The organism is Novosphingobium sp. ZW T3_23, assembly GCF_044987305.1.
Lineage (GTDB): Bacteria > Pseudomonadota > Alphaproteobacteria > Sphingomonadales > Sphingomonadaceae > Novosphingobium.
This window is the reverse complement of the sequence record NZ_JBJDRF010000005.1, coordinates 144,253-158,753: the sequence shown is the minus strand read 5'-3', so window position 1 is coordinate 158,753 and position 14,501 is coordinate 144,253. Positions and strand designations below refer to the sequence as shown.

13 protein-coding genes are annotated in these 14,501 nt (G+C 65.5%); 9 read left to right on the top strand and 4 right to left on the bottom strand.

The features are described 5' to 3' along the window. Nucleotides 1-5 precede the first annotated feature (5 nt). From ACI3K3_RS05125 to ACI3K3_RS05115, 3 genes are all read left to right on the top strand, one after another. Nucleotides 6-704 carry a pirin family protein gene (locus ACI3K3_RS05125; RefSeq protein WP_334185668.1) on the top strand — a complete coding sequence of 233 codons (699 nt, stop codon included), beginning with the start codon at nt 6-8 and terminating at the stop codon, nt 702-704. 137 nt (nt 705-841) lie between these two features. Beyond that, the gene (locus ACI3K3_RS05120) at nt 842-1,738 is read left to right on the top strand and encodes a pirin family protein (protein WP_404912540.1); all 897 of its coding nucleotides are present in this window, start codon (nt 842-844) and stop codon (nt 1,736-1,738) included. A gap of 13 nt (nt 1,739-1,751) precedes the next feature. Then, nucleotides 1,752-2,135 carry an OsmC family protein gene (locus ACI3K3_RS05115; protein ID WP_404912539.1) on the top strand — a complete coding sequence of 128 codons (384 nt, stop codon included), beginning with the start codon at nt 1,752-1,754 and terminating at the stop codon, nt 2,133-2,135. Nucleotides 2,136-2,335: 200 nt separating this feature from the next. Here ACI3K3_RS05115 and ACI3K3_RS05110 read toward each other — a convergent pair whose 3' ends face one another. Both ACI3K3_RS05110 and ACI3K3_RS05105 read right to left on the bottom strand, forming a co-directional pair. Next, a complete protein-coding gene (locus tag ACI3K3_RS05110) occupies nt 2,336-3,646 on the bottom strand; it encodes a sigma-54-dependent transcriptional regulator (protein WP_404912538.1) in 1,311 nt (436 codons plus the stop codon). Next, the gene (locus tag ACI3K3_RS05105; RefSeq protein WP_404912537.1) at nt 3,643-5,355 is read right to left on the bottom strand and encodes an ATP-binding protein; all 1,713 of its coding nucleotides are present in this window, start codon (nt 5,353-5,355) and stop codon (nt 3,643-3,645) included. The genes ACI3K3_RS05110 and ACI3K3_RS05105 overlap by 4 nt, the downstream gene beginning before the upstream one ends. 236 nt (nt 5,356-5,591) lie before the next feature. Here ACI3K3_RS05105 and ACI3K3_RS05100 point away from each other — a divergent pair, with 236 nt between their 5' ends. Genes ACI3K3_RS05100 through ACI3K3_RS05085 form a run of 4 tightly spaced genes read left to right on the top strand, consistent with a single transcriptional unit; the run spans nt 5,592 to nt 11,169 of the window. Then, nucleotides 5,592-6,914 (top strand): dicarboxylate/amino acid:cation symporter, encoded by a 1,323-nt coding sequence (locus ACI3K3_RS05100; protein ID WP_404912536.1) that lies wholly within the window; start codon nt 5,592-5,594, stop codon nt 6,912-6,914. 44 nt (nt 6,915-6,958) lie between these two features. After that, nucleotides 6,959-8,428, top strand: a complete 1,470-nt coding sequence (locus tag ACI3K3_RS05095) for an alginate export family protein (protein WP_404912535.1) — start codon at nt 6,959-6,961, stop codon at nt 8,426-8,428. Between the two features lie 16 nt (nt 8,429-8,444). Then, the gene (locus ACI3K3_RS05090) at nt 8,445-10,070 is read left to right on the top strand and encodes an NAD-dependent malic enzyme (protein WP_404912534.1); all 1,626 of its coding nucleotides are present in this window, start codon (nt 8,445-8,447) and stop codon (nt 10,068-10,070) included. A 16-nt stretch (nt 10,071-10,086) separates the two neighbouring features. Continuing rightward, a complete protein-coding gene (locus ACI3K3_RS05085; RefSeq protein WP_404912533.1) occupies nt 10,087-11,169 on the top strand; it encodes an oxidoreductase in 1,083 nt (360 codons plus the stop codon). Nucleotides 11,170-11,423: 254 nt separating this feature from the next. Here the strand turns inward: ACI3K3_RS05085 and rpoH are convergent, their stop codons facing one another. Together rpoH and ACI3K3_RS05075 are read right to left on the bottom strand one after the other, a co-directional pair. Continuing rightward, entirely contained in the window at nt 11,424-12,326 is a 903-nt protein-coding gene (rpoH, locus tag ACI3K3_RS05080) for an RNA polymerase sigma factor RpoH (protein WP_313437738.1), read from the bottom strand. Between the two features lie 93 nt (nt 12,327-12,419). Further along, nucleotides 12,420-13,364 carry an RluA family pseudouridine synthase gene (locus tag ACI3K3_RS05075; RefSeq protein ID WP_404912532.1) on the bottom strand — a complete coding sequence of 315 codons (945 nt, stop codon included), beginning with the start codon at nt 13,362-13,364 and terminating at the stop codon, nt 12,420-12,422. A gap of 18 nt (nt 13,365-13,382) precedes the next feature. On the opposite strand from ACI3K3_RS05075, the gene ACI3K3_RS05070 reads away from it, so the two are divergent. Next, nucleotides 13,383-13,820: a M67 family metallopeptidase gene (locus tag ACI3K3_RS05070; RefSeq protein ID WP_404912531.1), complete on the top strand. Its 438-nt coding sequence runs from the start codon at nt 13,383-13,385 to the stop codon at nt 13,818-13,820. Nucleotides 13,821-13,856: 36 nt separating this feature from the next. After that, complete coding sequence (locus ACI3K3_RS05065) at nt 13,857-14,498, top strand: histidine phosphotransferase family protein (RefSeq protein ID WP_404912530.1); 642 nt, start codon at nt 13,857-13,859, stop codon at nt 14,496-14,498. Nucleotides 14,499-14,501: the final 3 nt, after the last annotated feature.

The following is a 14,501-nucleotide window of genomic DNA, read 5'->3' as shown; positions in this document are numbered from 1 at the left end:
AGGACATGATCGAACTTCGCCCCTTTGACAGCCTCGGCGGTGCCAACCACGGCTGGCTCGACGCCAAGCACCACTTCTCGTTCGCCGGCTACCACGATCCGGCCCGCGTCCACTGGGGCAACCTGCGCGTCTGGAACGACGACGCGATCGCTCCGCAGACCGGCTTCCCGCCGCACCCGCACCGCGACATGGAAATCATCACTTACGTCCGTGAAGGCGCGATCACCCACCAGGACAACCTGGGCAACAAGGGCCGCACTGAAGCAGGCGACGTCCAGGTGATGAGCGCCGGAACCGGCATCACCCACTCGGAATATAACCTGGAGGACGTGACGACGAAGATCTTCCAGATCTGGATCATCCCGACCCGCGACGGCGAAGAGCCGAGCTGGGGCGCCAAGCCCTTCCCCAAGGGCGACCGTTCGGGCCAGTTCGTGACGCTCGCCTCGGGCTACGAGAACGACAATGACGCCCTGCCGATCCGCACCAACGCCCGCGTCGTGGGTGCCACGCTGAAGGCCGGCGAAACCGCCGAGTACCCGCTGGGCAAGGACCGCAAGGCCTACCTCGTCCCCGCCATCGGCGCGGTGCAGATCGAGGACGTGCGCGCCAATGCCCGCGATGGCGTGGCGATCAGCGATCTCGACGTGTTGCGGATCACCGCGATCGAGGACAGCGAGATCGTACTGGTCGACGCGGCTTGACGCGAACCTGACAGGAGGCGGGAGCGGGCGGAAATCGTCCGCTCCCAACTCTTCCCCGATTGCATTTTCCCTTATCGGCGCCGACTTTCTGCCCCGGCGCTCAATCGCACAAAAGAAGCGCAAGGAAGGATTGCCCCATGACCGTCCATTCATCCGATATCGAAGGCGTAGACCTCGTCGTTCTTCCCCCCGTCCGCGATCTCGGCGATGGCTTTCAGGTCCGCCGCGCGCTGCCCACCGCGCAGCGCCGCATGGTCGGCCCCTTCATCTTCTTCGACCAGATGGGCGAGGCGGTGTTCCGCAGCGGCGAAGGCCTGGACGTGCGCCCGCATCCGCACATCGGCCTCTCCACGCTGACCTACCTGGTCGAGGGCGAAATCCTTCACCGTGATTCCCTCGGCTCGGTCCAGGCGATCCGCCCCGGCGAGGTCAACTGGATGACGGCGGGCAGCGGCATCGTCCACTCCGAGCGCACCTCTCCCGAAGTGCGCGCCAGCGGCGGCAAGCTGTTCGGCCTCCAGACCTGGATCGCGCTGCCCAAGGAAGCGGAAGAGATCGCTCCCGACTTTGCGCATCACAAGGCCGACGAAATTCCCGTGACCGAAGACGCCGGAACCCGGCTGACGGTGATCGCAGGCACCTCCGACGGCCTTACCTCGCCGCTCAAGACCTACTCCGACATGGTCTATGCCGATATCGTCATGCTCGACGGCGCGCGCTACCAGGTGAAGGCCGAGCATGTCGAACGCGCGATCTACGTCGTCGGCGGCGAAGTGGAAGTGGAAGGGCAGACCGGCAGCTTCAAGGAGACCGAACTCGTGGTCTTCAAGCCGGGCGCCGAAGTGATCCTGAGGGCCAAGGGCGGCACCCGCCTGATGCTGCTGGGCGGCGAACCGCTGCCGGAAAAGCGCCATATCTTCTGGAACTTCGTCTCCTCCTCGCTCGACCGCATCGAACAGGCCAAGGAAGACTGGAAGGAACAGCGCTTCGCCCGCGTGCCCGAAGAGCACGAATTCATCCCCCTTCCGGCCTGAGGAACACCAGACTATGGCACATGGAACTGCCCATATCGGCGAGACCCCCTGGCGCACCGAGATCATGGTCGGCGGCCACGCGATCACTGCCGACGAACCGGAAACACTCGGCGGGCAAGGGGTGGGGCCGGCGCCCTACGACCTGCTGCTGGCCAGCCTCGGCGCCTGCACGGCGATCACGCTGAAGATGTACGCAGCGCGCAAGGGCTGGCCGCTGGTTTCGGTGGACGTGGATCTTCGGCTCAAGGGTTCGAAGGAAGAGATGCGGATCGAGCGGAAGCTCTCGATCGTCGGGCTGGATGACGAGCAGAAGGCCCGGCTTGCGGATATTGCCGAGCGGACCCCGGTGACTTTGACGTTGAAGTCGGGACTGGGGATCGAGACGGAGCTGGTTTGAAGGGGAAGAGGAAGTCCTGGGGGATGATCCCCCAGACCCTCGGAATTTCAGCGTCGCGCGCTGCCGGACCGTCTTGCGCTCCCTGCGGCGCAGCCAATAGGTCTCCCGACGCAGCCGTGGGCGCACGACGCGGTTGGCCCGCGTGACATCGACATTCCTGGGGGTGCAGGGGGGCTAAGCTCCCCTGCTTTTCCTTTTCTTCACCCCTTTTGGCGCAAAGCCCCCAGATCGATCCCGTGCTTGTTCACCTTGTAGTAGAACGTCTTGCGCGGCAGATCGAGCGCGCGGATGGCGGCTCCGATCTCTCCGTTCGCCGCGAGCACGGCGGCGACGATTTCTTCCCGTTCGAAGGCATCAACCCGTTCGGTCAGGCCCCTGGCGACGGAGGGTGAGGGCGTGGGGGAGGATTCGCCGAGACCCAACGCGAACTGTTCCGCGAAATTGGCGAGTTCGCGCACGTTGCCCGGCCAGTCGTGGCGTTCGAGCATCGTGCGCACGGCAGCGGTCACCGGCGGCAGGTCGCGGCCGCTGCGGCTGGCGGCGTCTCCGGCAAATCGGGCGAAGAGCGGCGCGATATCCTCGCGGCGTTCGCGCAGCGGCGGCACCGAGAGGCGCATCGCGGCGAGGCGGTAGAACAGCGGCGGGAGGAGCGCGGGCGGCGGACCTTCGGCGGCGGTCTGGCTGGTGGAGATCACCCGCACGTCGACCGGCATGGCCTCGTCCCGGCGGCGCAGCGCTCGCTGTTCGACGAAGGGCAGCAGGCGCTCCTGCAAATGCGCGGGGGCGCGATCGATGTCGTCCAGGTAAAGCGTGCCGCGATGCGCGGCGACAAGTCCGGGTTCGGCATGGCCACTGCCCGTGAACAGCGGCTCTGCAAGGGTTTCGGGCATTCCGGCGCAGGCGATGGGCAGGAAGCGCTGGCGTGCGCGCTTGCCGGAGCGGTGGATCAGCCGGGCGAGGAGATCCTTGCCGGTGCCTGTCTCGCCTTCGATGAACAGGTCTATATCGGCATTGGCGAGGACCGGGATCATCTCGCGCAGGCGGCGGATCGCGGGGCTTTCTCCGAGAAATACCGGGGCGTCCTCGGCTTGGGCCAGACTGCGCAGGCGGCGGTTTTCCAAGGTCAGCGCGCGGGCGGTGGCGGCGCGGTTGACGGCGGCGATCAGGGCGTCGGGCGCGAAGGGCTTGGTCAGGAAGTCCCAGGCCCCGGCCTTGAGCATCTGCACCGCCATTTCGATGTCGCCATGCCCCGTCACCAGAATCACCGGCAGTTCGGGATCGCGTTCGTGAAGCTGGCGGAACAGGTCGATTCCGGAGACATGCGGCATGCGCACGTCGGTCACGACTACACCGGGCCAGTCCGCGGTAACGGCGGTGAGCGCCGGGGCGGCGGCGGGGAAATGCTCCACCTCGAAGCCCGCAAGCCGCAGCAGTTGCGCGGTCGAGCGGGCGAGATGTTCGTCATCCTCGACAAGGGCGATGCGAGAGGGAGCCGAACTGGTCGTGGTCATCGGGCAAGTCTCAGGCAGAGTTCGAAGGCGGCGCCGGTTTCGCTCGGCACGAGGCGCAGGGAGCCGCCGAACTCCTGCGCAATGTCCTGTGCGATCACGAGGCCGAGGCCGAGACCCTCGGCGCGGCTGGTCGCAAACGGGGTGAACAGGCGGTCGGCGATTTCCGGAGCGATGCCGGGGCCGTTGTCGGAAACGGTCAGGCGCAACCTTTCATCCTCGACGGCGACAGCCAGGGTGATGCGTGCATCGGGCCGGGCGCCCAGTGCCTCGGTGGCGTTCTGGAGCAGGTTCACGAGGATCTGTTCGAGCCGGACCTTGTCGCCGCGTACTTTCAGGTCGTCGGGAATTTCGGGTACGTCGAATGTCAGCGCGGCGAGGCGTTCCTTGAGCAGCAATTGCGCGCCCTCCACGACTTCCGCGAGCGGCACCGCGCTTTCACCCGCGCTGGCCTTGCGGGCAAAGCCGCGAAGTTGCGCGGTGATCACGCCGATGCGCTCGGCAAGCTGGTCGATGGCGGAAAGATTTCCGCGCACGTCTCCGTTGGCGCCGAGGTCGAGCAATTGCTCCGCCGAGCGCGCGTAGTTGCGGATCGCGGCGACGGGCTGCGCCGTCTCATGCGCCACGCTGGCGGTGACCTGCCCCAGCGTCGCGAGCCGGTTGGCCAGGCGCAATTCCTCGCGCAGCAGCGCTGCACGCTGTTCGAGGGCGGCGCGTTCCTCGATCTCGCGGCGCAGTTCGGCGGTGCGTTCGGCCACTGCGGTTTCGAGCAGCGCGGTCCGTTCACGACGGCGGCGATTGCGCTGGGCGAGCCACCACAAGGCACCGACCGTGAAGAACGCGAGGATCGCCGCGACCGCCTGCGCGCTGCGCATCGGCGTGGTGACGGCGACGCGGATCGGCAGGGCGAGATTGACCCGCCAGCGGTCGCGGTTCGGCGGGCTGGTGGCGAGCAGGAACCGCGCCGTCTCGCCGGGCCTGCGCAGAAGGCCGTCGCGGTCGATCCTGTAGGGCGCCGGGATCAGGCTGGGGATGCCGACGTCGCCTGCGATCGCCTGCTGCCGCGCGGAATCGATCGGGCGGGTCATGGCGAAGCGCCAGTCCGGGCGGCTGGCGACCAGGATTACCCCATCGCGGTTGGTCACGAATGTCTCGCCGCCTGCCGTACGCCACTGCGCTTCGATGCGGTCGAAATCGAGCTTGATGACGATCACGCAGTCCCCCGCCGCCTTGCGCGCAAGGTAGAGGCCGGGACGATGGCTGACGGTGCCGAGTGCGAACTGGGCACCGTCGCCGTACCGCAGGGCGTCGCGGTAGTAACGGCGAAAACGGTAATCGCGCCCGACGAAGCTCTGGCCATCGCGCCAGTTGCTGGCCGAAATCGCAAAGCCGTCTTCGCCCACCAGATAGATGGCGGAGGCGCCGATCCGATGTGCGAAAGCCTCCAGCTTCGCATTCAGGCGCCGGTCCGCGCCTGGCGCCCCATCGGCAGCGGCGATGACGTCGCGGTCGTCGGCCAGGGCCTGGGGCAGCAGGCGGAAACGGGCGATCTCGCTGTCGAGCAAGGCTTGCCTGAGGCGGGCATCGGCCTGCACGGATTGCGCGAAAGCCGAGGCGGCGCGGCGGCGTACCAGTTCCCCGGCTACGCCTCCCGCGACCAGGGCGGCGCAAACGGCGGCGACAAGCCAGTAGAGGGCGTGGGCGCGTTTCACCTCGCCTGTCTATGCCGCCGATAACGGATGTGCAAGTTTCGGCACATTGCGGCAGTGCAATGTGCCGATTTCTGCCCGGATGTCGTATATGCAAACCTTATCAATGCCCGGAAATCCGCCATTTTCGACGCGTGCAAAAATGTCTTTGGCCGCAGCGAAAAAGCGAACAGCTTTGGTGCAGCAGGCGATCGGCGTAAGTCCGGCGCATGCCAGAGAGAGGAAGAAAGGCCTTACCGATGCACGTAGAGTTGTCCGAAACGCACGAACCGTCCAAGCCCAAGCGCTGGTACGGGCACCTTTACGTGCAGGTGCTGATCGCCATTGCGGCCGGCGTGACGCTGGGACACTTCTTCCCGGCAACGGGCGAGGCGCTCAAGCCCCTGGGCGATGCCTTCATCAAGCTGGTCAAGATGGTGATCGCACCGGTCATCTTCCTGACCATCGTCACCGGCATCGCCTCGATGCGCGATCTGCGCTCGGTCGGCCGCGTTGCGGGCAAGGCTTTCGGTTACTTCTTCTTCTTCTCCACCCTGGCGCTGATCGTCGGGCTGATCGTGGCGAACGTGGTTCGCCCCGGACAAGGCCTGAACATCGATCCCGCCACGCTCGATGCCTCGAAGGTCGCAACCTACTCCGAAAAGGCGCACGACACCTCGATCACCGGCTTCCTCATGGAGATGATCCCGGACACGTTCCTTTCCTCGCTGACGCAGGGGAACATCCTTCAGGTCCTCGTGGTCGCCATTCTCTTCGGCATCGCTCTGGCCATGCTGGGCGATCGCGGCGCGCGCCCGCTTTCGCTGCTCGAAGACGTGTCGCTGGTGTTCTTCAAGCTCGTTTCGATCGTCATGAAGGCCGCACCCGTCGGTGCCTTCGGCGCCATGGCCTTCACCATCGGCAAGTACGGCGTGGGCAGCCTTGCCAATCTCGTGGGACTGGTGGCGACGTTCTATGTCACCTCGGCGCTGTTCGTGGTGGTGGTGCTGGGGGTGGTCGCGCGGCTTGCGGGCTTCTCGATCTTCTCGCTGATTTCCTACCTCAAGGCAGAGCTTCTGCTGGTGCTGGGCACGTCCTCCTCGGAAAGCGCGCTGCCCTCGCTGATGGAAAAGATGGAGCGCGCGGGCTGCCCCAAGAGCATCGTCGGCCTCGTCGTGCCCACCGGCTACAGCTTCAACCTTGATGGCACCAATATCTACATGACGCTGGCGGCGCTGTTCATCGCCCAGGCCTGCAACGTGGAACTGACGCTGGGCCAGCAGGTGCTGCTGCTGGGCGTGGCCATGCTCTCGTCCAAGGGCGCGGCGGGCGTGACCGGCGCAGGCTTCATCACCCTGGCCGCCACCCTGTCGATCGTCCCTTCGGTGCCGGTCGCGGGCATGGCGCTGATCCTGGGCGTCGACCGCTTCATGTCGGAATGCCGCAGCCTCACCAACTTCATCGGCAATGCCGTGGCGACGGTGGTGGTCTCGCGCTGGGAAGGCAAGCTCGACACCGAGCGCTTCAACGCCGTGCTCGCAAATCGCGAGCCCGCCGCTGTGCCGAGCCCCGTGCTCGTCTGACCTGACGGTCCTCGGGGCTTCGGCCCCGCACAGGAAACACCCCTATGAAGACTGGTCTTTCGCGGCTGCTTGCCGCCACCCTTTGCTACGCCCCGGCTTCGGCGCTTTTCACGGCTCCCACTGCCGCGCTGGCCGACGAGGCGAAAGCCCCGAGCTACCCGGTTTCCTCCAATGGCGACGGCGCCGTCACCAATGGCTACAGCATCTCCCGCTGGGCGGAGGACTGGCGGTCCATGGCCGACGACAGAAAGCGCGACGACTTTCTCGACCGGCTCAAGTATCTGCCCTTGAACGAGGCCGGAGACATCTACGTCACGCTTTCGGGCGAGTTGCGCCTGCGGGTCAACCAGACCACCAATCCCAATTTGCGGGAAGCCGAGGCGCAGCGGCAGGACATCAGCCGCCTGGTGGCGGGCGCGGACCTGCATGTCGGGCCGCACTTGCGCTTCTTCGGAGAACTGGCTCACGCCGGACTCGCGGGCAGGAACCTCGGCACACCAGCCACCAGTATGCGCAACGGCCTTGTCGCCCAGCAGTATTTTGCGGAAGCCAACGGACGGTTGGCAGGACTCGACGCGGGCATTCGCTATGGTCGGCAGGAGTTCGTCGACGGACCCAACTTGCTGACCTCGCAGCGCGACAACAACACCATCCATTACACGCTGAACGGCGTGCGCGCCTGGGTTCGCGGCAAGGCGGTGCGCGCCGACGTGTTCGACTTGCGCCCCACGGCTTACGGCGAGGACGGCATCGGCGACGACAAGAGCGATCCCGAGCGCCGCTTTTCCGGCGTCACGCTGGGCTATGCAGTGCCGAAGACCTTCCTTGGCGATTCGAAACTCTTCGTCGATCCCTTCCTCTGGCGGCGGCGTAACGGCGTCGGCACCTGGGGAGGGCGGATCGGCCCGGCGACGCGCTGGTATGGCGGGGTCCACGTCTACGGCGATGCCGGGCCGCTCCAGTTGGACTGGACGGTGAACCACCAGTGGGGCACGTTCATGGATCAGAAGATCGATGCCTGGCAGGTGCTGCTGGCGCAGTCCTATCGCCTGGGGGCGTCGAAGTCCGCGCCGCGCATCGGTCTCAGTGCCGACTATGCCAGCGGTGGGGGCGGCTATGGCGACGGAAAGCTGCGCAATGCCTACTCGCCCTTCGGCAACAACGTCTACTACAGCTACCAGCTCTATCTGACGCCCAGCAACTTGCGTTCCTTCGCGCCCACTTTCAGCTTCTCGCCGCTGAAGAACGTGAAAGTGAATGCCGAATACCGCTTCGCCTGGCGTGACAGTGTCACCGATGCGGTCTATCGGGCCAACGGCCAACCCTTTGCCGGCACCCAGAACGGCCGGGCGCGCAAGATCGCCGAACTCGCCCGCTTGCAGGCGGTCTGGACGATCTCGCCGCGCGTCTCGTTCACCGGGCGCTACGAGCATCTCGAAGCCGGCCCCGCGCTGACCGATGCGGGGTACCGCAGCTCCGATTTTCTCGCGGGCTGGTTGAGTTTTCGTTTCTGAAGAAAGAAGGTCGTCGATGTCCCCCACCCGTCACGCCGCCGCCCGCGCGCTGCTTTCCGATCCCCTGACCAACAAGGGGACCGCCTTCACCGCCGAGGAGCGTGACGCGTTCGGCCTGCACGGCCTGCTCCCCCCGCATGTCGGCACGCTCGACAGCCAGATCGAGCGCCGCCGCAAGGCGTTGGAGGAAAAGGAAAGCGACTTCCAGCGCTATGCCTTCCTGCGCGAGCTTCAGGATTCCAACGAAGTGCTGTTCCATGCGCTGGTGCAAAGCGACCTGCCGCGCATGTTGCCGCTGGTCTATACGCCCACCGTGGGCGAGGGCTGCGAGCGTTTCAGCGAGATCTGGCGGCGCCCGCGTGGCCTGTTCCTGAGCTATCCCAACCGCGACCGCATTTCCGATATCCTGGCCGATCCCGCCTACGACCGCGTGAAAGTGATCGTCGTCAGCGATGGCGAGCGGATTCTCGGCCTGGGCGACCAGGGCGCGGGCGGCATGGGCATTCCCATCGGCAAGCTGGCGCTCTACACCGCCTGCGCCGGCATCCATCCGTCGGAAGTCCTGCCGATCCTGCTGGACCTCGGCACCGACAACCATGCCCGCCGCGAGGATCCGCTCTATGTGGGTTGGCGCGCGCCACGCGTGCGCGGGCAGGACTACGACGATTTCGTGGAGGCTTTCGTCAGCGCGGTGGACGATCGCTTTCCCGGTGTCCTGCTCCAGTGGGAGGATTTCGCGGGCAAGAACGCCTACGACCTGCTGGTCCGCTACCGCGACCGGCTGCTGAGCTTCAACGACGATATCCAAGGCACCGCCGCCACCGCCGTGGGCACGCTGCTTGCGGCGATCGGCCGGACCGGCGTGCCGCTCATCGAGCAGCGCGTGGTGCTGTTCGGTGCCGGGGCCGCCGGTAGCGGCGTGGCCGAGATGCTCGTTCAGGCGATGATGGCCGACGGGCTCGACGAAAAGGCGGCCCGCGCGCGAATCTGGGCGGTGGACCGCGACGGCCTGATCCTCTCCGACATTCCGCGCCTGCCGCAGCAGCAGTTGAAGCTGGCGCGCGATCCCGCCGAGATCGAAGGCTGGAACGTCAGCGGCCAGAACATGATCTCGCTTCAGGAAGTGGTCGCCAATGTCCATCCCACCGTGCTGATCGGCACTTCGGGCCAGAAGGCGGCCTTCGACGAGCGCACCATCCGCACGATGGCCGAGAAGGTCGAGCGCCCGGTGGTCTTCCCGCTTTCGAACCCGATCTCGCGTGCCGAAGCGCATCCGGCGGACGTTCTCGAATGGACCGGCGGCAAGGCGATCGTCGGCACCGGAAGCCCCTTCGGCACACCGGGCGTCACGCAGGTCAACAATGTCTACATCTTTCCTGGTGTCGGCCTCGGCGCGCTGGCCAGCGGGGCCACCGCCATCAGCGACGGCATGTTCATGGTCGCTGCGCGGCGTCTGGGGGAACTCAGCGACGACAGCCACGACGGCCTGCTACCCGCCGTTACCGAACTTCGCGAGGTGGCTCTGGAAATCGCCGTTGCCGTCGCGGTGCAGGCGCAAGCTGAGGGGCTCGCAACTGCCGAGCCCGCAGCATTGACGCGCGAGAGCATCGCCGCAAGCATGTGGCAGGCCCGATACGCCTGAGCGGAAGGACAAGACCATGACCCCGGCAAGCGAAACACTCAAGGTTGGCCTTCTTGGCTATGGCTATGCCGGGGCGACGTTTCACGCGCCGCTGATCCGGGCGGTCGAGGGATTGGAACTCGACCGCTTCGCCAGCCGCAGCCGCGACAAGGTTCTCGAACGCTTCCCGGAAGCGACCATCCACGAAGATTCGTCGGCCGTGCTCGGCGATCCGGAAGTCGATCTTGTCGTTATCGCAACGCCCAACGATACGCATTTCCCGCTGGCGGAAGCAGCGCTGCGGGCGGGCAAGCATGTCGTCGTCGACAAGCCCTTCACCCTGGACCTTGCCGAGGCGCGGGCGCTGATCGCGCTGGCCGAGGAAACCGGCCGCCAACTCACCGTCTTCCACAACCGCCGCTGGGACAGTGATTTTCGCAGTGTGCGCAAGGCAATCGATGCAGGCCTGGTGGGCGATCCCACGCATCTGGAAATCCACTTCGACCGCTTCCGCCCGCAAGTCCGCGATCGTTGGCGCGAGGGTGACGGGCCGGGCGCCGGCGTGTGGTTCGATCTCGGGCCGCACCTTGTCGATCATGCACTGCTGCTGATGGGCTTGCCGGATCGCGTCACCGCCTCGCTCGCCATGCAGCGCGAGGGCGCTCGCAGTCCGGACTGGGCGCATGTCGTTCTCGATTTCGGCGGAAACCGCGCGGTTCTCCATGCCTCGATGCTGGTGGCAGGCGGCGTGCCGCGCTTCATCGTCCACGGCACAGGCGGCAGCGCGGTCAAGCACGGCATGGACGTGCAGGAAGGCCAGCTTCTCGCCGGCATGACGCCGGGTGCGCCGGGCTGGGGCGAAGACCCCGACCCGGTGGTGATCTATGATGACGAAGGACATGCGAGCCGCCTTCCGGCCGAACCCGGCGACCAGCGGGAATTCTACCGCCTGGTTGGCGAGGCGGCGCGGGGCAGGGCGCTCAATCCGGTGCCGCCGGTCCAGTCGCTGGCCGTCATGGCGGTGATCGAGGCGGCGGAGCGATCCGCTGCGGAAGGGCGTTCGGTGGCGCTGCCGCTGACCGAGGCCGAGCGCACGGCCTGGATGGCCAGCCGGGTCTGAAGCCACCGTCAGGCATCTCACCCTCGTCATCCTAAACTCGTTTCAGGATCCATTTCTGACCATCGACGGTCGGTCGTTCGGCACGCTGGATCCTGAAACGAGTTCAGGATGACGGTGTGTTAGCACGAGGACTTGTGCGCTGATCGAAGGGTTCGCGGCAGGCTGTGGGGTGCTCGTTACCGTATCTCGCGCCGGCACTAGAAAACGGGCCGCCCTTTCGGACGGCCCGTTTCTCTTTTCTCGGAAGCCGAAGCTCAGCCCGCAGGCAGAAGCTTACGGTCGCTGGCGATGCGGTTCATCGCCTTTTGCAGCTTCTCGAACGCGCGCACCTCGATCTGGCGGACGCGCTCGCGGCTGACGTGATAGACCTGGCTCAGCTCTTCGAGCGTCTTCGGGTCTTCGGTCAGGCGGCGTTCCATCAGGATGTCGCGCTCACGCTCGTTCAAGCCATCCATGGCCTCGACCAGCATCGCGTGACGGACGGTGGCTTCTTCCGCATCCGCAACGGTTTCGTCCTGGAGCGGACGGTCATCCGCGAGAACGTCCTGCCACTGGCCTTCGCCTTCCTCGCGCAGGGAGACGTTCAGCGAGGCATCGCCGCCCATCATCATGCGCCGGTTCATGTTGACCACTTCCTGCTCGGAAACGCCGAGCGTGGTTGCGATCTTGGCCACATCGTCCGGATGAAGGTCGGAATCCTCGTAAGCGTCGAGGTTCTTCTTCATACGGCGCAGGTTGAAGAACAGCTTCTTCTGCGCGGCCGTGGTGCCCATCTTCACGAGCGACCACGAACGCAGGATGTACTCTTGAATCGAAGCCTTGATCCACCACATAGCATAAGTGGCGAGGCGGAAGCCCCGATCGGGTTCGAACTTCTTCACACCCTGCATGAGGCCGATGTTGCCTTCAGAGATCAGTTCCGAGACCGGCAGGCCGTAGCCGCGGTAACCCATCGCGATCTTCGCGACGAGGCGAAGGTGGCTGGTGACCAGCTGGCCGGCGGCTGCCGGGTCTTCATGCTCCTTGTAGCGCTTGGCGAGCATGTATTCCTGCTCGGGCGCGAGAAGGGGAAACTTGCGGATTTCGGACAGGTAGCGGTTGAGGCTCTGCTCACCGCCCAGTGCCGGCACTGCCGGGAGATTACGTTGCTTGCTCACAATTCCGTCCTTTCCGGTCGGCCCGCGGTCGAAGACCCTTGCGAGGCGTCTTAGCTTGGGGCCACCTAATCAAGATAGCACATTTATCCGATTTCAGTGTCGCAGTTCGTCGATCAGTGTCCGCATGTCGTCGGGCAGCGGACTGACGAAATGGACGTTCTCTCCTGTAACGGGATGGACGAAGCCAAGTTCCGCGGCATGAAGAGCCTGTCGGGTAAAACCGAGTCGCTGAAGAATCGGGCGAATCGCTGAAGGTGTACGACCATATACAGGGTCTCCCAGTAGCGAATGCCCGATTGACGACATGTGAACGCGGACCTGATGGGTCCGTCCCGTTTCCAGGCGACACTCCACGAGACTCGCGTTCTTCAGCGCTTCCAGCGTGCGGTAATGGGTTACTGCATGCTTGCCGCGCCCATCTTCCACCAGCGCCATCTTCTTGCGATTGACGCTGGAGCGGGCGATCGCGCCGCGCACCGTTCCGGCGATCGGGATCGGGCGACCGGACACGACGGCCCGGTAGGCGCGTGCGATCGAATGGTCCGCGAACTGCACGGCCAGTCCCTCGTGCGCCTTGTCGGTCTTGGCGACCACCAGCAGGCCCGAGGTGTCCTTGTCGATCCGATGGACGATCCCCGGCCGCGCAACGCCGCCGATTCCGGAAAGCTGGCCCCGGCAGTGATGCAGCAGGGCGTTCACCAGCGTACCGTCGAGATTGCCGGCTGCCGGATGGACGACGAGCCCCGCCGGCTTGTCGACGATGATCAGGTATTCGTCCTCGAATACGACGTTGAGCGGAATGTCCTGCGCCACCGCCTCGGCCGGCGCAGCCTCGGGCACATCGATCGCGAAAGCCGTGCCGCCCGCCACTTTGAGCGAGGCCTGCGAGACCGGCTTGCCGGCCAGCGAGATGCGGCCTTCGCCCATCAGCGCCTTGACGCGTTCGCGCGAAAGTCCGCTGGCGTCGGCCAGTGCCTTGTCCAAACGGCCGCCTTCGCTGCCGATGAAACCCTGGATGATGTTTTCGTAAGCCCCCATTGCCTGTAGGATTTGGGGATGAATGTCGAAGTGACAAGTGACGTGATCGCAAGATTGCATGAAGAATCCGCCAGCGCCCACCCACGGGAGTGCTGCGGCATTCTCGTGGGAGAGGTAGGGCAGGGCGTCGATCGCATCGAAGAAGCGATTCCGGCCGCCAACGTCGCTGCCGACCCCACCCGCCATTTCGAGATCGACCCGGCCACGCTGCTCGCGGCGCACCGGACGGCGCGTCAGGGCGGCGCGAAGGTTCTGGGCTATTACCACTCCCATCCGGTCGGTCATCCGGTGCCTTCGGCGACGGATTGCGAACATTCCACCGGGGATTTGCGCGTTTGGGCGATCATAGCGGACGGGCAGGTTGCATTCTGGCGCGATACCGGGAATGGATTTGCACCCATCACATGCCATATGGTCGGACAGACGGCTTCTAACAGCCTGAATCCGAATGCCTGAACTCCATCGATCGCTTAATAGGGAAGTCCCCAGTCCATGACGACCAGCTCGCTCGAACTTGCCAGCCTGCTATGTTCGCGCCTGTGCCATGACATGCTCAGCCCGGTCGGCGCGCTGACCAACGGGCTGGAGCTGCTCGCGGACGAGAAGGATCCCGAGATGCGCCAGCGCTGCTTCGAGCTGCTGGACCAGAGCGCGCGGATTTCTGCCGACAAGCTGAAGTTCTTCCGGCTTGCCTTCGGAGCCGCAGGCGGTTTCGGAGACATGGTTCCCGTCAGTGAAGCACGCGCGCTGATCGATGCGCTGGTGGCGAACAATGCCCGCATTGTGCTGAACTGGGCACTCGGCAGCGAGATGCTGCCCAAGCCGGCGGTCAAGACCCTGCTCAATTTCGGCCTCGTCGGCATCGAGGCGCTGCCGCGCGGCGGCACCCTGGATCTTGCGGCGGAATTCCGCGACGGCGTGAGCGAAATCGTCGTCCGGGCGGCGGGCCCGCGCATAGCTTTCGATCGCGATATCGGCCGCGCGCTGGAAGGGACGCTGCCGGAAGGCGATCTTTCCAGCCGCACCGCGCCCGCAGCGATGATCCAGCAACTGGCGTACGGTCAGGGCGGCAAGTTGCAATATGCCCTGGCGGACGACGCGCTGGTTCTAGGCGCGGTGCTGCCCGGAGCCTGATGG